16 protein-coding genes are annotated in these 17,942 nt (G+C 72.5%); 7 read left to right on the top strand and 9 right to left on the bottom strand.

Annotation, left to right across the window (positions count from 1 at the left end; translation table 11 throughout):
- Window position 1: 1 nt before the first annotated feature.
- The 4 genes from ABD932_RS10445 to ABD932_RS10430 are packed head-to-tail and all read right to left on the bottom strand — an operon-like array spanning window position 2 to window position 3,469.
- On the bottom strand, window positions 2-397 hold the full coding sequence (locus ABD932_RS10445) for a universal stress protein (protein WP_345010992.1): 396 nt from the start codon (window positions 395-397) through the stop codon (window positions 2-4).
- An 18-nt stretch (window positions 398-415) separates the two neighbouring features.
- Window positions 416-1,918, bottom strand: a complete 1,503-nt coding sequence (locus tag ABD932_RS10440; protein WP_345010990.1) for a tripartite tricarboxylate transporter permease — start codon at window positions 1,916-1,918, stop codon at window positions 416-418.
- A gap of 7 nt (window positions 1,919-1,925) precedes the next feature.
- On the bottom strand, window positions 1,926-2,462 hold the full coding sequence (locus tag ABD932_RS10435) for a tripartite tricarboxylate transporter TctB family protein (protein ID WP_345010988.1): 537 nt from the start codon (window positions 2,460-2,462) through the stop codon (window positions 1,926-1,928).
- A complete protein-coding gene (locus tag ABD932_RS10430; protein ID WP_345010986.1) occupies window positions 2,459-3,469 on the bottom strand; it encodes a Bug family tripartite tricarboxylate transporter substrate binding protein in 1,011 nt (336 codons plus the stop codon). The genes ABD932_RS10435 and ABD932_RS10430 overlap by 4 nt, the downstream gene beginning before the upstream one ends.
- 97 nt (window positions 3,470-3,566) lie before the next feature.
- Here ABD932_RS10430 and ABD932_RS10425 point away from each other — a divergent pair, with 97 nt between their 5' ends.
- Window positions 3,567-5,261 (top strand): sensor histidine kinase, encoded by a 1,695-nt coding sequence (locus tag ABD932_RS10425; RefSeq protein ID WP_345010984.1) that lies wholly within the window; start codon window positions 3,567-3,569, stop codon window positions 5,259-5,261.
- Window positions 5,258-5,938: a response regulator gene (locus tag ABD932_RS10420; RefSeq protein WP_345010982.1), complete on the top strand. Its 681-nt coding sequence runs from the start codon at window positions 5,258-5,260 to the stop codon at window positions 5,936-5,938. The genes ABD932_RS10425 and ABD932_RS10420 overlap by 4 nt, the downstream gene beginning before the upstream one ends.
- 23 nt (window positions 5,939-5,961) lie before the next feature.
- Here ABD932_RS10420 and ABD932_RS10415 read toward each other — a convergent pair whose 3' ends face one another.
- Window positions 5,962-6,258 carry a DUF1876 domain-containing protein gene (locus tag ABD932_RS10415; protein ID WP_126392015.1) on the bottom strand — a complete coding sequence of 99 codons (297 nt, stop codon included), beginning with the start codon at window positions 6,256-6,258 and terminating at the stop codon, window positions 5,962-5,964.
- 142 nt (window positions 6,259-6,400) lie between these two features.
- On the opposite strand from ABD932_RS10415, the gene ABD932_RS10410 reads away from it, so the two are divergent.
- The 4 genes from ABD932_RS10410 to ABD932_RS10395 all read left to right on the top strand — a co-directional run bounded on the left by ABD932_RS10410 (window position 6,401) and on the right by ABD932_RS10395 (window position 11,075).
- Window positions 6,401-7,297, top strand: a complete 897-nt coding sequence (locus tag ABD932_RS10410; RefSeq protein WP_345010978.1) for a DUF6424 family protein — start codon at window positions 6,401-6,403, stop codon at window positions 7,295-7,297.
- Between the two features lie 303 nt (window positions 7,298-7,600).
- Window positions 7,601-8,278 (top strand): response regulator transcription factor, encoded by a 678-nt coding sequence (locus ABD932_RS10405; protein WP_345010976.1) that lies wholly within the window; start codon window positions 7,601-7,603, stop codon window positions 8,276-8,278.
- A 9-nt stretch (window positions 8,279-8,287) separates the two neighbouring features.
- Window positions 8,288-9,532, top strand: a complete 1,245-nt coding sequence (locus tag ABD932_RS10400; RefSeq protein WP_345010974.1) for a sensor histidine kinase — start codon at window positions 8,288-8,290, stop codon at window positions 9,530-9,532.
- A 178-nt stretch (window positions 9,533-9,710) separates the two neighbouring features.
- Window positions 9,711-11,075, top strand: coding sequence for a hypothetical protein (locus ABD932_RS10395; RefSeq protein WP_345010973.1), 1,365 nt, complete (start codon window positions 9,711-9,713; stop codon window positions 11,073-11,075).
- A 6-nt stretch (window positions 11,076-11,081) separates the two neighbouring features.
- Here ABD932_RS10395 and mreB read toward each other — a convergent pair whose 3' ends face one another.
- The 4 genes from mreB to ABD932_RS10375 all read right to left on the bottom strand — a co-directional run bounded on the left by mreB (window position 11,082) and on the right by ABD932_RS10375 (window position 16,868).
- Window positions 11,082-12,143, bottom strand: coding sequence for a rod shape-determining protein (gene mreB / locus ABD932_RS10390; RefSeq protein ID WP_345010971.1), 1,062 nt, complete (start codon window positions 12,141-12,143; stop codon window positions 11,082-11,084).
- Between the two features lie 306 nt (window positions 12,144-12,449).
- Window positions 12,450-13,970 (bottom strand): carboxyl transferase domain-containing protein, encoded by a 1,521-nt coding sequence (locus tag ABD932_RS10385; RefSeq protein ID WP_345010969.1) that lies wholly within the window; start codon window positions 13,968-13,970, stop codon window positions 12,450-12,452.
- Window positions 13,963-15,408 carry an acyl-CoA synthetase gene (locus tag ABD932_RS10380; RefSeq protein ID WP_345010967.1) on the bottom strand — a complete coding sequence of 482 codons (1,446 nt, stop codon included), beginning with the start codon at window positions 15,406-15,408 and terminating at the stop codon, window positions 13,963-13,965. The genes ABD932_RS10385 and ABD932_RS10380 overlap by 8 nt, the downstream gene beginning before the upstream one ends.
- A 74-nt stretch (window positions 15,409-15,482) precedes the next feature.
- Window positions 15,483-16,868 (bottom strand): SLC13 family permease, encoded by a 1,386-nt coding sequence (locus tag ABD932_RS10375; protein ID WP_345010965.1) that lies wholly within the window; start codon window positions 16,866-16,868, stop codon window positions 15,483-15,485.
- 196 nt (window positions 16,869-17,064) lie between these two features.
- On the opposite strand from ABD932_RS10375, the gene ABD932_RS10370 reads away from it, so the two are divergent.
- Window positions 17,065-17,772, top strand: coding sequence for a FadR/GntR family transcriptional regulator (locus tag ABD932_RS10370; RefSeq protein ID WP_345010961.1), 708 nt, complete (start codon window positions 17,065-17,067; stop codon window positions 17,770-17,772).
- Window positions 17,773-17,942: the final 170 nt, after the last annotated feature.

Raw genomic sequence — 17,942 nt, 5'->3', positions numbered from 1 at the left:
GTCAGCCCTCCGCCTTCACCGCGAGGACCGGGCAGCCCACGCCCAGCAGGATCTGCTGGGCGGCCGACCCCATGATCAGCTTGCCGACCGCGCTGCGCCGCCGCAGCCCGATCACGACCAGGGAGACATCCATCTCGTCCGCGAGGTCGATGATCTCCTCGGCGGCGTCGCGGGCGCCGAGGACCTGACGGATGTCGAAGGCGATGCCCAGGGCCGCGAGGTCCTCGCGCACGTGGGACAGGTCGGGTTCCTGGGCGAAGCGCGGGTCCACGATCGCGTCGCCCCGGGAGGTGTTCACCACCAGCAGCTTCTCCTCGCGCCGACGGGCCTCGTCGATCGCCGCGCGCAGCGCCGCCTCGCCCTCGGGGGAGGGAACGTAGCCGACCAGAATGGTCATCTCGATCTCCGGGAGTTGTCAGGCGGCGCTTCGCGCGCGCAGCGGACGTACGACGAACCGGCCTATCAGCGGCCACACCAGGACCAGCGCGATCACCACGTAGACCGTGTACGACACCGGCCCGCCCAGCAGCCCCGACAGCTCGCCGCCGGACAGCTGGAGGGAGCGCCGGCCCTGGAGTTCCGCGCGCGGGCCCAGGATCACGCCGACGATCAGCGGCAGGACCGGCAGCCCGAAGCGGCGCATGGCGAAGCCGAGGAGGCCCAGGGTGAGCAGGATGAACAGGTCCAGGGGCTGGGCGTTGACGGCGTAGGCGCCCATCGTGGCGAAGAACAGGATGCCCGCGTAGAGGTAGGGGCGCGGGATCTGGAGCAGCTTCGCCCAGGCCGGGGCCAGGGGGAGGTTCAGGAGCAGGAGGAACAGGTTGCCGATGAAGAGGCTGGCGATCAGGATCCAGACCAGGTTGGCCTCGCGCTCGAAGAGCAGGGGGCCGGGCTGGATGCCGTACGACTGGAAGGCCGCCAGCATGACCGCCGCCGTGGCGTTCGTCGGGAGGCCGAGCGCCAGCATCGGGACCAGCGTGCCCGCCGCGGACGCGTTGTTCGCGGCCTCCGGGCCCGCCACACCCTCGATCGCACCCTTGCCGAACTCCTCGGGGTGCTTGGTGAGCCGCTTCTCGGTGGCGTACGACAGGAAGGTCGGGATCTCCGCGCCGCCGGCCGGCAGCGCGCCGAACGGGAAGCCGTACGCCGTCCCGCGCAGCCAGGGCTTCCAGGACCGCCGCCAGTCCTTCCTGCCCATCCACGGGCGGCCGACCGGGATCACCTCGGCGGGCTTGCGGCGCAGATGCGCGGCCACCCACAGCGCCTCGCCGACCGCGAAGATGCCGACCGCGACCACGACGACGTCGATGCCGTCGGCCAGCTGCGGGACGCCCAGGGTCAGGCGCTGCTGGCCGGACACCGTGTCGATGCCGACCAGGCCGATCGTCAGGCCCAGCAACAAGGAGATCAAGCCCCGGATGCGCGACGAGCCCAGCACCGACGTCACCGCTATGAACGCCAGCAGCATCAGCGCGAAGTAGTCGGGAGCGCCCAGGCTGACCGCGAAGTCCACCACGAACGGGGTGACCAGGACCAGCAGCAGGGTGCCGATCGTGCCCGCCACGAAGGAGCCGATCGCCGCCGTGGCGAGCGCCTGGGCCGCCCGGCCCGCCTTCGCCATCCTGTTGCCCTCGATGGCCGTGACCACGGACGAGGACTCGCCGGGGGTGTTCAGCAGGATCGACGTCGTCGAGCCGCCGTACATGCCGCCGTAGAAGATGCCGGCGAACATGATGAACGCCTGCACCGGCTCCATGCCGTAGGTGACGGGCAGCAGCAGGGCCACCGTCATCGCCGGGCCGATGCCCGGCAGGACGCCCACCGCGGTGCCGATGACGACGCCGATGAGGGCAAGCAGCAGGTTCATCGGGTCCATGACGTCCGCGAAGCCCTGCATGAGGTTGTTCAGGTTGTCCATCAGGGCCTCACAGGATTCCTTGCAGGACGCCGGCGGGGAGGTTCACGCCGAGGCCGATCGCGAACGCGTAGAACGTCGTGAGGGAGAGCGTCGCGGCGATGAGCAGATTGCGTATGTAGTGGCGGTTGCCGAGCGCGAACGCCGTGCCCCAGAAGAGCAGGCCGCCGCTGATCACCCAGCCGAGCCGCTCGATGAGCAGCGCGTTCGCCAGGAACACCGCGATCAGCAGCGTCACCGTGCGCCAGTCGCTGCCGCTCGACAGGTCGACGTCCTCGCCGGCCTCCGGCTCTCCCCGGCCGCCCCGGGCCACGTCGACGGCGTACAGCACCGCGAGCAGCAACAGCAGCGCGCCCAGGATCAGGGGCACCGCGCGCGGCCCGACCGGGTCGGTGCCGCTGGCGGTGTGCGCGATGCCCAGGGCGTCCACGATCACGGCGGTGCCCAGCAGGGCGAGGAACGCGCACACGCCGTACTGCGCGCGGTCCCCGCCCTCCCGGGGCGGCCGGGAGTCCTCCACGGTCTGTTCCTCTACCTGCGAGCTCATGCCAGCCCGAGCTCGGCCAGCAGGTCGGCGACGGCCTTGTCCTGCTCGGTCAGATAGCTGCCGAACTCGTCACCGGTGGCGAAGGCGTCGACCCAGCCGTTCTTCTCGAGCTGCGCCTTCCACTCGTCCGAGTCGTGCATCTTGGTCAGCGAGTCGATCCAGGTCTGCTTCTGCTCGTCGGTGATGCCCGGAGGGGCCACGATGCCGCGCCAGTTGGTGAAGACCAGGTCGATGCCGGAGTCCTTGAGGGTGGGGGCGTCCTTGAGCGCGTCGATCGGCTTCTCGCTGGTCACCGCGAGGACACGCACCTGGCCGGCCTCGATCTGGTCGAGGAACTCGCCGAAGCCGCTCGCCCCGAAGGCGATCTTGTTGCCGAGGATGGCCGGGAGCAGCTCGCCGCCGCCGTCGTACGAGACGTAGTTGACGTCCTTCGGCTTGATCCCGACGGCCTTCGCCAGCTGCATCGGCAGGAGATGGTCGGGGCCGCCCGGCGACGAGCCGCCGCCCACGGCGAACTTCTTGGGGTTCTCCTTCCAGGCCGTGACGAGGTCGTCCATCGTCGTGTACGGGGAGTCCTTCGGCACGACGATCGCGCCGGCCTCCTCGATCAGCTTGGCGATCGGCGTGGTGTCGGTCAGCGTCGCCTTCGACTTGGAGGTGTACGAGGCTCCGACGACGCCCAGGCCCATCTGCATGGCCATCTTGCCGTTGCCCTTCTCGTTCACCAGACGCTGCAGGCCGACCGTGCCGCTGGCGCCGGGCAGGTTGAACACCTGGACGCCGGAGGCGACCTTGGTGTCCTGCATGACCTGGGTGACGGTGCGGGCGGTGAGGTCATAACCGCTGCCCGGGGTGTTCGGGACCATCAGCCGAAGGCCGGTCACGGGCTTGTCGGACCCGCCTCCGCTTCCGGACTCCTCCTTGTCGGCGGTGGCGCCACAGGCGCTGACCGCGAGCATGGACACGGCAGCAAGAGCTCCGACAAGTGCGGCTCGTCGAGTTCTCATGGCTCATCTCTTTCGCTTGGGCCGATCCGGCGCCATGATTGTGCGGTTCCTGAGACACCCCGTCTCGGTTGTGTGACCATTGAAGGTTGAGTTCATAGTGGTCATAACGTCACGGTCACCGTCACGGAGACAGCGCCGTCAGACGCTCGCAGGTGAGCTGCTCGTATGGCAGCTCGCCATTGTCGTGATCGTGCTGGCGGCGGTGGCCGCGGTCTCGCTGGCGCAGTCGAAGTCGACGTTCGACCGGGTCGAAGGACGCCGGGTCACCGCGCTCGCCGAGGAGATGGCGGGCAACCCCCTCCTGCGCACCCAGCTGGTCCGGCCCGCCCCGGCCGAGATGCTCGCGCCGCTGCTCCAGTCCACGCTGACCAGGTCCGGCGTCACCTCCGCCACGGTCGCCGACGCCCGCGGCAGGATCGTCGCCTCCACCAACCCCACCCTCCTCGGGACGCGGCTGCCGGGCTCCGGCACGGACGCCGCCGGGGGCCGCGGCTGGTCCGGGGAGCTGCCGGTGAACGGCGTCACCGAACTGGTGGCGCAGGCCCCGGTGCTCGGCGCCGAGGACGAGAACGCCGGGGACCACCTCGGCACGGTCATGATCGGCCGCGCCTCGCCCTCGGTGTGGCAGCGGCTGGTGGGCGCCTCGTCCTATCTGCTCATCTACCTCGGCGTCGCCAGCGTCCTCGGAGTGGCCGGATCCTGGCTGCTGGCCCGGCGCATCAAGCGGCAGACCTTCGGGATGGAGCCGCGCGAGATCGCCGGGCTCGCGGAGCACCGGGAGGCGATGCTGTTCGGGATCGCCGAGGGCGTGGTGGCCCTCGACCCGCACCAGCGGCTGACGCTGGTGAACGCGGTCGGCCGGGGGCTGCTCGACCTGCCCGAGAACTGCGTCGGGATGAGCCTCGCCGACCTGGGGATCGAGGGCCGGCTGTACGACGTCCTGGCCGGGACCGCGCCCGAGGGGGAACCCGGCGAGGAACTCGCGCGGCGGGACGAGGTCGTCGTACGCCGTGGCCGGGTCCTGGTGATGAACCGGATGGACGTCACCAAGGACGGCCGCCGCCTCGGCTCCGTGACGACCCTGCGCGACCGTACCGAACTCGCCCAGCTGGAACGGGAGTTGGGCTCCTTCCGCAGCACCACCGAGCTGCTGCGCGCCCAGGCCCACGAGTTCTCCAACCAGCTGCACACCATCTCCGGGCTCATCCAGATCGGCGAGCACGACGAGGTCGTACGCTACGTCCGCGCCCTGCGCAAACACCGCGAGTCGCTCGACCTGCACCTCACCAGCCGGGTCCGGGACCGGGCCGTCGCCGCGCTGCTCATGGCCAAGTCGGCGCTCGCCGCGGAACGCAAGGTGCGGCTGAAGATCTCCGAGCGCACGGCGCTGGAGCGGCTGGAGCCGACGGACTCCGCGGATGTGGCGACCGTGCTGGGCAACCTCGTGGACAATGCGGTCGACGCGGCCGCGAGCGGTTCCAGGGCGGGGGACGGTGACCCCGACGCGTGGGTGGAGGTCGAGCTGCGCCAGGACGCCTCCAGCGTGGAGATCGTCGTACGGGACTCGGGGCCGGGGGTGGCGCCCGAGCTGGCGCAGGAGGTGTTCTCGCACGGGTTCACCACCAAGGCCGCGCAGGGCGGCGACCGTGGCATCGGCCTGGCGCTGACCCGGCTGGTGTGCAAACGCCGGGGCGGTGAGGTGTCGGTGGCCAACACGCGGGCCGGTGCCATGTTCACCGCCCGGATGTCCGTCGGCCGTCCGGCCGACCGAGCGACGGAGGGAGTGCGATGATCGATGTCCTGGTCGTGGAGGACGACTTCATGGTGGCGCGGATCCACCGCGGATTCGTCAATGACGTCCACGGGTTCCGGGTGATCGGCACGGCGAACTGCGGCGAACAGGCGCTCACCGCCGTCGCCGAACTGCAGCCCGACCTGGTGCTGCTCGACCTCTACCTGCCCGACATGTTCGGCCTGGAGGTCATCCCCCGGCTGCGCAGCGCCGGCCACGACTGCGACGTCATGGTGATCAGCGCGGCGCGCGAGGCGGACGCGGTCCGCGGCGCCGTACGCCAGGGCGTCGTCGACTACCTGCTCAAGCCCTTCGACGCCGGCGACCTCAGGGCGCGCCTGGAGCAGTACGCGGCCCGCCGCAGCAACCTCTACGCCGCCGTGGTCAGCGGCCAGTCCGACGTGGACCGGGCCCTGGCCCGCGGCGCGGCACCGGCCGCCCCGACGCCCACCCTTCCCAAGGGCATGAGCGTGGAGACCGCCGAGCTGATCGAGCGCGAGCTGCGCGCGACCGACGGCAGCCTCTCCGCCGCCGAGTGCGCGGCCCGCCTCGGGGTGTCCCGGGTCAGCGCCCGCCGCTACCTGGAGCACTTCAGCGTCACCGGGCAGGCCGAGGTGTCACTGCGGTACGGGCAGGCGGGGCGGCCGGAGCGGCGGTACAGCTGGGTGGAGCTCTAGGGCTTGTCCGCCGGACGGGCGCCCTAGGGCCTCTCCCACGCCTGGCTGCCGCCCCTGTCGACAGGACCGGCCAGCTCCACGATGTCGTCGGACGCGATGTCGTGCAGCCTGATCGCCAGGTCCTCCAGGGCGCGGCTGGCGGCGAGTTCGTCGCCGATCTCCGGGATGGGGCGGTCGATCGGATTGCGGTGGGCCACGCCCCGGCCGGTGACGGTCGAGGTGCCCTCCGCCGGGTCCTGAGTGGTCAGCACGGCCTCGGCGCGGGTGTCGTCGCCGTCCTCGGTGATATGGATCCGGACGGTCCAGTTCTTGTCTTCCATCGAGATCACTTCCGTACGGGGTCGGGAGCCCTACTCATGAGCGTGCGCCTGATCCCGGCCCGGGTCCAGCGCGGGTCGACGGCCCCCGAGCCTCGCCGCACGATGGAAGAAGACCAGAAGGAGAGCCGGAAGGAGGCCGGACATGACTGACGTCCTGACACGGCCGGCAGGTCGTAGGGAGTTCGAACTCAGCAAGAACCGCAAGGAGAACCACCCCTGGGAGATACGGGTCGTCAAGCACCCGGATCGCTCGGAGTCCTCACACTTCCGCGCCGCGAAGAAGACGGCGAAGAAGATCCTCGCGGAGCTGGAGTCCGAGCAGGCCGAGGAGTCCGAGCTGCCGTACGGGCCGGGGCCCTGGGAGATGCACCACGGCGGCAGCCTCTGGGTGAAGGCGGAGAGCGGCTGGCGGATGTACCGGGCCCGGGTCGGCATCGAGTGGAGCGCGCAGTTCTGCGCCGACCCCGCGAAGGTCGACCGGCTCCGCCGGGAGGCCGCCGAGCTGATCGAGGCCTTCCCGCTCACGCTGCCGGCCCTGGACGACCTCGGCTACAAGCGGGCTCGCGACCTCCTCGACACCCCGATCACGGACGCCGACGGCGTGGAGGCCTGGACCGACTCCCTCTTCAACTCGTGCGTGCCGCTCAGCAACCCCGACCACTCGGGCGTCCTGCCCAAGGCCGCCGGCGAGCATCACTACCCCTGGCCGATCAAGTCCGCGGACTACTTCCGGTACGACGACTTCCAGCTGTGGGTGACCCTCCCCGACGGCACCAACGCCGGCGTCACCCCGGTCGGCCGGCGCGGTTCCGGCGACGGACAGGTCCGCATCGTCCACGCCCGGCACGGCACCCCGGCCGGGGACGCCCTCGCGGAGGCGCAGCGGCGCCGCATGATGGCCATCGTGCCGCCCGAGAGCCCGATCGCGCTGGCGGCGTTCGAACAGCAGATCCCGCGCGGGGCGAAGACCGCGTCCGGACCCGCGCGCGCCCGTCGGCGCGGGTCGCCCGACGGCGCACGTCGGAGCACCCCGACCTGATTCGGGGGCGCCCTCCTCCCCGGGAAGCAGCCCCTCACGCATCCGCTCCTCCCGCGGAGGCATGACAAGTGCCTCCGTGGGCACGATGTGCCGAAAGGTTGCGTAGAGAAGGCTGGTCGCAACGGACCGAGGTACGAGGAGGGCGCCATGAACCGCCAGACCCACGTTCGCGTTCGTGTCACCCGCCGGCCGGCCGCTCCCCGCGACACCAGGGGCGAGATCGACCGGCGCACGCCCTCGGGGCGGATCCTGCCGTACTGACTTCGGGCCGCCCGTCCGCCTTCGCCGACGTAGCGTGAGCACATGCGGGTGCTGGTCGTCGAGGACGAGGAGCGGTACGCGGCGGGGCTCAGGGACGGTCTCGAGGCCGAGGGCTTCGCCGTCGACGTCGCGCTCGACGGGGTGGACGGGCTGTGGCTGGCCCGCGAGAACAGCTACGACGCGATCGTCCTCGACGTCATGCTGCCGAAGCTCAACGGCTACCGCGTCTGCCGGGCCCTGCGCGCCGAGCGCGACTGGACGCCGATCCTCATGCTCACCGCCAAGGAGGGCGAGTGGGACGAGATCGAGGGCCTGGACACCGGCGCCGACGACTACCTGACCAAGCCCGTCTCCTACGCCGTACTCCTGGCCCGCCTGCGCGCGCTGCTGCGGCGCGAGGCACGCGAGCGGCCCGTCGTGCTCGCCGCCGGTGATCTGCGACTGGACCCGGCGGCCCGGACGGTCAGCCGGGCCGGGCGGGAGATCGAGGTGACCGCGCGGGAGTTCGCGGTGCTGGAGTTCCTGCTGCGGCGGGCCGGGGAGGCGGTGTCCAAGCGGACCATCCTCGACCATGTCTGGGGCGACGACTTCGAGGGCGATCCGAACATCGTCGAGGTGTACGTACGGCGGCTGCGCAACAAGGTCGACCGGCCTTTCGGGCGGCAGTCGCTGGTGACCTCGCGGGGGCACGGGTACCGGCTCGTGCCCGACGACGGGTGACGGTGCCCGATGACGCGCGAGCGGTACGAGCGCCGGCTGCGGGCCGTGAGGGTCCGGGCCACGGTCGTCGCCGTGCTGGTCATCGCCCTCGCCCTGGTCGCCGCCGGTGTCGGGCTCGTCGTCGGGCTGCGCACGGAGCTCAGCGACGACGTACGGGACGCCGCCCGGGCGCGGGCCTCGGACGTGGCCCGGGTCATCGAGGCGGGCCGCGGGGTGCCCGCGCCGACGGTGACCGCGCCCGACGAGGAGTTCCTCCAGGTCGTCGCCGCGGACGGCACGGTCGTCGCGGCCAGCGAGAACGTCGAGGGACGGCCCGCGCTGGCCCGGCTGGACCCCGGGGAGAGCGCCTCCGTCGACACCCCGCTCGACGACGACCCCTTCCTGGTGGTCGCGGTCGGTGCCCGCGACGACGGCCGCGAACTGGTCGTCCTCGACGGGCGGGACGCCTCCGGAGTCGCCGCGGCCACGGACACCGTCACCTGGCTGCTGCTCATCGGCCTGCCCGTCCTGCTCGTCCTCGCGGCCGCCGCCACCTGGACGGCCGTCGGCCGCGCCCTGCGCCGCGTGGCGCGCGCCGAGGCCGCCCAGCGCCGCTTCGTCTCCGACGCCTCCCACGAACTGCGCTCTCCCGTGGCCACCGTCCGCCAGCACGCCGAGGTCGCCCTCGCCCACCCCGAGCGGGCCGACACCGGTTCCCTGGCCGGGACCGTGCGCGACGAGGCCGTACGCATGCAGCGCCTCGTCGACGACCTGCTGCTGCTCGCCCGCGCCGACGAGAGCGCCCTGCTGCGGGGCGGCCGGCACCCCGTCGACCTCGACGACCTGGTCCTGGCGGAGATACGGCGGCTGCGCTCGGCCCCGCCCGGTCCGCGCATCGACGGCACGGCGGTGGGCCCGGCCCGGGTGACCGGCGACGCGGAGGCGCTCGGGCGCCTGGTGCGCAACCTGGGCGAGAACGCGGCGCGGCACGCCCGCACGCGGGTGGCGTTCGCGCTGACGGACGCCGGGGACGGGTGGGTGCGGCTGGTGGTGGAGGACGACGGACCGGGCGTTCCGGCCGCCGAACGGGCGCGCGTCTTCGACCGTTTCGTACGGCTGGACGAGTCCCGGGCGCGTGGGGCGGGCGGTGCGGGGCTGGGCCTCGCGATCGTCGCGGAGGTGGCGGGGGCGCATCGGGGGCGGGCGGAGGTAGGGGTGAGCGAGAGGTTGGGCGGGGCGAGGTTCACGGTGGAGCTGCCGTCGGCGGGGGAGTGAGGGGCGGCCCCGCGTGGGCGCGAGCAACCACGAACCACCCGCGGCCGCCCGCGAATCCGCGATCCACCCCCACATCCGGCTCAAGCCCTTTCTGACACCGCGTTCAGGGCCGTTCAGGGGTTGTTCAGCGACTCCGAGGGACTCTCGATCCGTCGGAATCGGCACCGAGGAGGCAGCCATGACCAGCCATCGCGGGATCCTGTGGCCAGGGGCCGTCGTGGGCGCCGTCGTGCTGATGGCCGGCGCCTGCTCCGGGAACGCCGGGGGATCGGAGAACGCGAGCTCCAACGACTGCGTGCACGTCATCGACGAGGACACCGGCGAGACAGGCAAGGAATGCCTGCCGCTCGCGCCCGAGAGCGAGCGGGTCGATCTGGCCGAGCCGGCGTTCTCCGACCCGACCGAGGTCACCAACCCCCTCCACCCCAACAGCGCGGTCGACCAGGTCATCATGGGCGGCCAGGTGGACGACGCGCCCTTCCGCACCGAGGTGAGCCTGCTGCCCGGCACCAAGACCATCAAGTTCGACGGCCGGACCGTCCAGGCGATCATCCAGCAGTACGCGGCCTACTCCGACGGCCGGATCCACGAGGTCGCCCTGGACTGGTTCGCCCAGGACGACGACGGTGCCGTCTGGTACCTCGGCGAGGACGTCTTCAACTATGAGGACGGTGTCGTCGCGGACACAGCGGGCACCTGGCAGGCCGGCAAGGACAAGGCACCCCCCGCGATGATCATGCCGGCGGACCCGAAGAAGGGCGATGTGTACCGGCCGGAGAATCTCCCCGGCGTCGTCTTCGAGGAGGTCACGGTGCGGGAGACCGGCCGGACCGTGGACGGGCCGTACGGGAAGGTCGAGGGCGCGATGACCGTGCGCGAGCTGCACATGGACGGCTCGACCGAGGAGAAGACCTTCGCCCCCGGGTACGGCGAGTTCTCCACCGGGAACGACGGCGGCGACCTGGAGGCGGTGTCCCTCGCCGTGCCCACGGACGCCCGACCGGGGCCGCTGCCAAGGGAGTTGGCCGCACTCGACCGGGCGGCGCGGGCCGTGCAGGACGGCGTGGTCACCGACGCCGACCTGAGTGCGGTGCGGGACGCGTGGACGGCGTACCGCGCCTCCGACGCCGTACCGGAGCTGCTGGACCGGCAGATGACGCGCGACCTCGACGCACTCGACGAGGCCGTCGGAGCGAAGGACGAGGAGGAGACGCTCGGCGCCGCGCTGAGGGTGGCGCAGAACACGTCGGATCTGCGGCTGCGTTACGAGCCGGTGCGGACGGTGGACCTGGACCGGTTCGACATGTGGGCACGGCAGGTGGGGATCGACGCGGAGGCAGGGGCCGAGGGGGCCGTCGCCGGAGACGTCACCAGCCTCGAACTCGCCTGGGAGCGGCTGAAGGACGACGTCGCGGAGGCCGAGGCGGCCGCTGTCTCGGCCGGCCTGCGCGAGGTCCGGGAGGCCGCCGACCGCAAGGACATGGAGGCGGCGGGGCAGGTGGCGCCGAGCCTGGTGGAGAACATTGCCGAGGTGAGGGACTGACGCCGGTCACACACTGTCGTCGAGGGGCGGGGCCGACTCGGTCGGATTCAGCTCCAGCGGCTCGATCTTGCCCTCCAGCATGGTGCCGAGGCCCTGTACGGCGCAGACGTCGGGTCGCTCGGCGATGTGCACGGGCATTCCGGTGGCCTGCCGCAGCATCTGGTCGAAGCCGGGCAGCAGCGCGCTGCCGCCGACCATCATGATCCCGCGGTCGGCGAGGTCGGCGACCAGGTCGGGCGGGCAGTCGCGCAGTACCTTGCCGATGCTGTCGAGGACGGCGGTGAGCGGGGTCTGGATGGCGTCCCGTACGGCGGCGGTGTCGACCTTGACGCTGCGGGCGAGGCCGGTGCAGACGTCGCGGCCGTGGATCTCGGTGGAGGCGGGCCCGTGGGGTGTGAGCCCGTTGCCGGACAGGGCGAGCTGCAGGGGCCGTACGTTCTGGCTGGGCAGCATGAGCTCGTGCTCGTGCCGCAGATGCTGCACGATCGCGTGGTCCACGGCCTCGCCGCCGACGCGGACACGTTCGGCGGCGACGATGTTGCCGAGGGAGAGCACGGCGACCTCGGTCGCGGCGGCTCCGCACACCATGATCATGCTGGCCTCGGGCTGCTCCACGGGCAGTTCGCACCCCACGGCGGCCGCGATGAGGGTGTCGACGAGTTCTACGCGCCGGGCCCCGAGACCGACGAGGGTCTCGATGGCGGCGCGCTGGGCGAGCGGGTCGGCGTCGTGCGGCGTGCAGGCCGCGGCACGCAGGAACGGCTTGCGGCGCAGCGCGCGGCGCATCTTGTCGCCGAGCAGGTGCCGCAGCATCCGCTGTGCCATCTCGATGTCGACGACGGTGCCGCCGGAGACGGGCCGTACGACGCGGATGTAGTGCGGGGTGCGCCCGGTCATCCTCTCCGCGAACTCACCGACCGCGATGAGCGCGCCGGTACGGGTGTTTATGGCGGCGGCCGAGGGCTGGTCGACGACGAGTCCGGCGCCCTTCACATAGACGCGGGTCCTGGCCGCCCCCAGGTCGACGGCGAAGTGGCAGCGGCGCAGCTGCTCCAGCGTGGCGGTCATGGGGGTCCTCCCGGTAGGCCAGACCATGGGTCCGCCGGGTGGGTGGCGGGCCTCGCTTCGGGTGTTCGGGGTCGTGTGTACGGGGCCGGTTCGTGGCGGCTTCCTTGACACCGATCGTGCGGGGGGCCGGGAGGGGGCGCCTTTTGGAGGGGGCCGGGTGGGGTGCGGCTGAATGGATGGATTTGCCGCTGAAAGGGCGTCAGGTGGCGTGTCGGGTCACAGGGAGCGCGGGGTTTCGAGTATGGGCTTGAGCACCCGGACGGCGTAGGCGGGTGTTGGTCAGGCGCGGCCGCAGGACCTGGCGGCTCATGGTCGTGTGCTCCCGCCGGGGACGCCGGGGACGCCGACGACGCCCCGGACCACCCCCAGCGCCACCAGGTCCTGCGGCCGGATCCGGAGTTCGTCCGCCGTCGATTCGACCTCCCCCGCCCCCCGCTTCAGGATCGCCGCCGCCATCTCCGGCCCGATCACCGAGAAGTAACTGTCCGGCGTGGCCCAGGTGTTGCCGGGTGCCGCGAGCGCCAGCGCACCCCCCGAACCGCCCTCGCCGATCAGCAGCGTGGTGATCGGCACCCGGGCGGCTGCCACCGCGCCGAACAGGTCCGCGATCGCGGCGCCGACGCCCTGCCGTTCGGCTTCCGCGTCGTTGGCGGCGCCCGGGGTGTCCACCAGGGTCAGCACCGGGATGCCGAGCCGGTCGGCGAGGCGGATCAGCCGGGCGGCGGTACGGAAGCCCGCCGGGCGGGTCGCGGCCCCGGTCTGCGCGGCGTAGGCCACCGTACGGCCCTCGTGCTCGCCGAAGCCGCACAGCATGCCGTCGGGGTCGGTGCCGCCGCAGCGGTCGCCGCTGAGGGCGACACGATGCGTGAAGTACGCCGCCAAGTAGGCCTCCGCACGCGGGCGCCGGGACGAGCGGGCTCGCTGGACGGCGTCCCAGCCGGTGCGGGGCAGCTCCTGAGCGCCGAGGGCGAAGGGCAGGGGGGCCGCGGGGTGCTCCGGGGGAAGCGCCGGGTCGGGCCGTCGGTCGTCCGCGGTTCGGCTGTGGCTGGGCGCGCCCACTTGGCGGAGCCGCACATGGTGCGCCCCCGCATCTCTTTGGGGCGCGTCCGGAGCCGTCGGCCCGGAGAGCAGGCGGAGCCACAGCGCCAGCGTCTGCCGTAGCTCCTCGGGGTGTACGACCGCGTCCACCGACCCCGCCGCCACCTGCGCCTCGGCCGTGTAGGCCGCCGGATCCGCGTCCGGTGGGCGGACCCGGGAGCCGGCGAAGCCGACCTGGGCGCCGGGCAGGGCGAGGGTCACGTCGGCGCCCGCGCCGAGGGTGGCCCAGCCGCCGCCCGTCGTCGGGTCCCGGAGGATCGCGAGCTGGGGCAGGCCCGCCTCGCGGGTCAGGGCGGACTGCCGTGCCACGCGCTGGAGTTGGGTGAGGGCGAGCATGCCTTCCTGCATACGGCTGCCGCCCGTCGCCACCAGTGCCACCACCGGGAGGCGGCGGGCGCGGGCGTAGGTGTACGCCGTCTCCAGCCGGTCGCCGGTGCGTTCGCCCAGCGAGCCGCCCAGGAAGCCGAACTCGAACGCGATCAGGACCGCGCGCGTGCCCTCGACGGCGGCGGTGCCGCAGACCACCGACTCCTCCTCGCCGGTGCGCTCGGCGGCCCGGGCGCGCGAGGCGTCGTAGCCGTGCCAGGCGAGAGGGCCGTCGGGGGCGGAGTCCCGTGCCGGGTACGGGAGTTCGGCGAAGTCGTCGGTGAGCAGCGCGATCGCCCCTCGGGCGGAGAGGCGGTCCGGGCCGCGGTCCGGGACACCGTCATGGACACGGCCCTCAGTCATGGCGCAGCGCCCGCTTCATGATCTTCCCCATGTCGTTGCGGGGGAGGGCGGAGAGGTGGTGGACGACGCGGGGGCGCTTGTGGGGGGCCAGCCGGCGGGCCACGTGGTCCGCCAACTCCTCGGCCGGAGGCGGGGATTGGGGGTCCTCCGGGACCACCCACGCCACGATCCGCTCGCCCAGGTCCGCGTCCGGCTCCCCGGTGACCGCCGCCTCCCGCACACCGGGGTGTTCGAGGAGCGCGTTCTCGATCTCGCCCGCCCCGATCTTGTAACCCCCGCTCTTGATCAGGTCGGTGGCCTTGCGGCCGACGATGCGGACGTACCCGTCGGGATCGCGCACCGCCATGTCGCCGGTGCGGAACCAGCCGTCCGGCGTGAAGGCGGCGGTCGTCGCGTCGGGGCGGTTGAGGTACTCCGTGAACAGGTTCGCGCCGCGCACCTGGATCTCGCCCACCGTCTCGCCGTCGTACGACGTGAGCGGCGTCCCGTCCTCCTCCACGAGCCGCAGCTCCACGCCCGGCAGCGGCACGCCGACCGTCCCGGCCCTGGCCTCGCCGTCCGCGCGGACGCTCGTGTTCATCAGCGTCTCCGTCATGCCGTACCGCTCGACGACCCGCTGCCCGGTCGCGGCCGTGATCCGCTCGTGGTCGTGCACGGGGAGCGCGGCCGAGCCCGAGACGAGGAGGCGGGCCCTGCCCAGCGCCTTCGCCAGCTCCGGCTCCTCGGGGAGGGCCTCGGCGATGCGGTGGTACATCGTCGGCACGCCGAACACCATGGTCGCGCCGTCGTTCAGCTCGCGCGCGACGCCCTGCGTGCCGAACCTGCCCAGGTGCCGTACGGATCCGCCGCGGCGCAGCGGGCCGAGGATGCCGAGGACCAGGCCGTGGACGTGGAACAGGGGCAGGCCGTGGACCAGGGTGTCGTCGGCGGTCCACTGCCAGGCGTCCGCGAGGGCGTCCAGGGTGGCCGTGATCGCCCGGCGCGGGATGACGGCGCCCTTGGGCGGGCCGGTGGTGCCGGAGGTGTAGACGACGAGGGCGGGGTCCTCGTCGGACACCTGCGGGTCGGGGCGCGGTCCGGCGGCCCGCACGTCGACGTCGATGCGCTCCAAGTCACCCAGGGCGGCCGGTAGTTCGTCCCCGGCGGCGGCCAGCACCGCCGACGGCGCGCTGTCGGACAGGATGTGCCCGAGCTCCTTCTCCCCGGACTTCGGGTTGAGCGGTACGGCGGCGACACCGGCCTCCAGCGCCGCCACCACCGCCACGGCGGTCTCCAGCTCCGGGGTCGCCCAGACGGCCACTCTGCCCGCCCCGCCGATCCGCGCCGCGAGGGCGCCGCAGGCGGCGCCGAGTTCGCCGTACGTCAGGGAACGGTCGCCGAACCGCAGGGCGGGCCGGTCGGCCGGAGCGCCCGTCAGGGCCGGGAAGAGAGAGGACACGCGTCGTACTCCTTAGCTGTTCAAGACCTGGTCAAGACCTGTTCGACGGACACCGGTCGCTGTGGCCCGCGGTTCTACCCCCAGCCCGGCACGACCATCACCAGCCACACCACCGCGGGCACCACCGCCACCACGATCCCTCCGTACACCATCAGCTGCCGGAAGAAACGCTCGCGGTCGACATCCGGTGCCGCGGCCAGCACCAGCGCGCCGTTCGTCGAGAAGGGGCTCACGTCCACAACGGTCGCCGACACCGCGAGCGCCGCCACCATCCCGACCGCCCCGATCTCGCCCTGCGCGAGGAACGGAACGGCGAGCGGGATGAGCGCGCCCATGATGCCGACGGACGAGGCGAACGCCGACACGATCGCGCCGATGTAGCAGAGCAGCACCGCCGCCAGCAGCGGTACGCCGATGCCGCCGACACCCTCGCCGGCCCAGGTGATGGTGCCCATCTCGTCCAGCACACCGACGTACGTCAGCACACCGCAGATCAGCAGGACCGTCGGCCAGGCGATCTCGCCGACCGCCTTGCGGCTGTCCGTCGGCCAGAGGGTGCTCAGGACCACGGCCAGGGTGATCGCGGTCAGACCGGCGTCCAGGTCGAGGACGAGGACGGCGACGACGAGGGCGACCAGGGAGAGGAGCGTGGCGGTGCGGGCGGGGGTGAGCTGGGCGGTGGCGAGCGGGGTGGCGGTGGGGGCGGGGCGGGTGACGGTGGTGCCGCCCTCGGGGGCGCTCCCGCCCGAGGAGAGGGGCTCGCCCTTCGTGCCGGTGCCTCCGGCGGGGAGGGGCCCGCCCTCCGTGCCGGTGCCCCCGGCGTCGCGCTCCGCGTCAGTTCCCACCGCCCCCTGCGCCCACAGCTTCAGCCCCCCGAACAGGACGAACACGATCCCCGCGATGACGACATTGACGATCAGGGACGCCAAGAACAGCGCGACCTCGTTCCCCGGCAGCTTCTCCCGCTCGACGATGCCGTTGACGATCGAGCCGTAGATGCTGATCGGTGAGAAGCCGCCGCCCTGCGCGCCGTGCACGACCATCGCGCCCATCAGCAACGGACTGATCCCGTACCGGGCGGCGAAGCTCAACGCGACGGGCGCGACGATCGCCACGGCGGCCGGACTCACCGCGCCGATCGCGGTGAGCGCGCCGGTGAGGGCGAACATCACCCAGGGGATGAGCGCCACCCGGCCCCGCACGAGCCGGATCGCGGCGTGCACCAGCCAGTCGGTGGTGCCGTTGGCGCGGGCGATCGCGAAGAGGTACGTGACGCCGACGAGGACGACGAACAGGTCGCCGGGGAAGCCGGCGAAGATGCCGTCCGCGTCGAGGTCGGCGACGAGGGTGCCGACTCCGAAGGCGGCGGCGAAGGCGAGCGCGCCCATGTTGATCGAGCGGGTCGTGGCGATGACGAACACCACGACGAGGACGAGGATCGAGATGAGTTCGGGGGACATACGGGCTCCCGTCTCTGGGTCCCGGAGCGGTTGTGAGGACGACTGTGCGGTGGCCGAGTGGCTGAGCCAATTCGGCCCTGCTGGCTGGACAGCGTGGGCGCGCCGGGAGACGACGTCAAGGGGTCGCGCAGGAATTGGCTGAGCCACTCGGCCACCCGGCACCCCGGTGTTACGCTCCCGGCGAGAGGGGGACCCCGTGACCGACGCCCTGCGCCCCATGTCCAAGCAGCGCCTCTACGAGCAGGTGCTCGACCGGCTGCGCGCCTACGTCGCCGAGGGCGGCCTCGGCGCCGGGGACCGGCTCCCGACCGAGCGCGACCTGGCCGCCCGGCTGGGGGTCAGCCGGGCGTCCGTGAAGCAGGCGATCGTGGTCCTGGAGGTGCAGGGCCTGGTGGAGGTACGGCACGGGGGCGGCACGTATCTCGTCCGGGACAGCCTCGACGTGGAGCCGGTGGAACGGATGGTCGAGCGCCGGCGACGCCTCCCCGACGTCCTGGAGGCGCGCGAGGCACTGGAGACCAAACTCGCCGAACTGGCCGCCGAGCGCCGCACGGAGGAGGACCTCGCCGCGATGCGGTCGGCGCTCGCGCACATGGCGAAGGAGATCGAGGAGAACCGCCACGGCGTGGAGGGCGACCGCCTCTTCCACGCGGCGGTCACCGCGGCCGCGCACAGCAGCATCCTCGCCGAGTTCATGCGCTCGATCGCCGACCAGATCGCCGAGAGCCGCACGGAATCCCTCCGCCAGCCCCACCGCCCCGCCCGCTCCCTCGCCCAGCACCAGGCCATCCTGGACGCGATCGAGGCCGGCCGGCCCGGTCGGGCGGCCGCCGCGATGCGCCGCCATGTCCGTACGGTCGCGAAGGTGCGGTTGCTCGACTGGGAGCCTGACGGGGAACGCTAGCCGTCGGTTCCACACTGCCCGGTGCTCTCACACTCGGTCACGCGATTCCCCTCATCTCCTTGGCGTGGGCACGTAAAGGCAATCAGGCTTTTACACCGCCGCAGGTGTGGCGTCACTGCGCCTGGTGAGGCTAGGTAGCGACAAAAGGTCCTCCCCCCACATCCGAACAG

Origin of the sequence: Streptomyces shaanxiensis, from assembly GCF_039537145.1 — a bacterium.
Lineage (GTDB): Bacteria > Actinomycetota > Actinomycetes > Streptomycetales > Streptomycetaceae > Streptomyces > Streptomyces shaanxiensis.
This window is presented reverse-complemented; position numbering and strand designations above follow the sequence as displayed.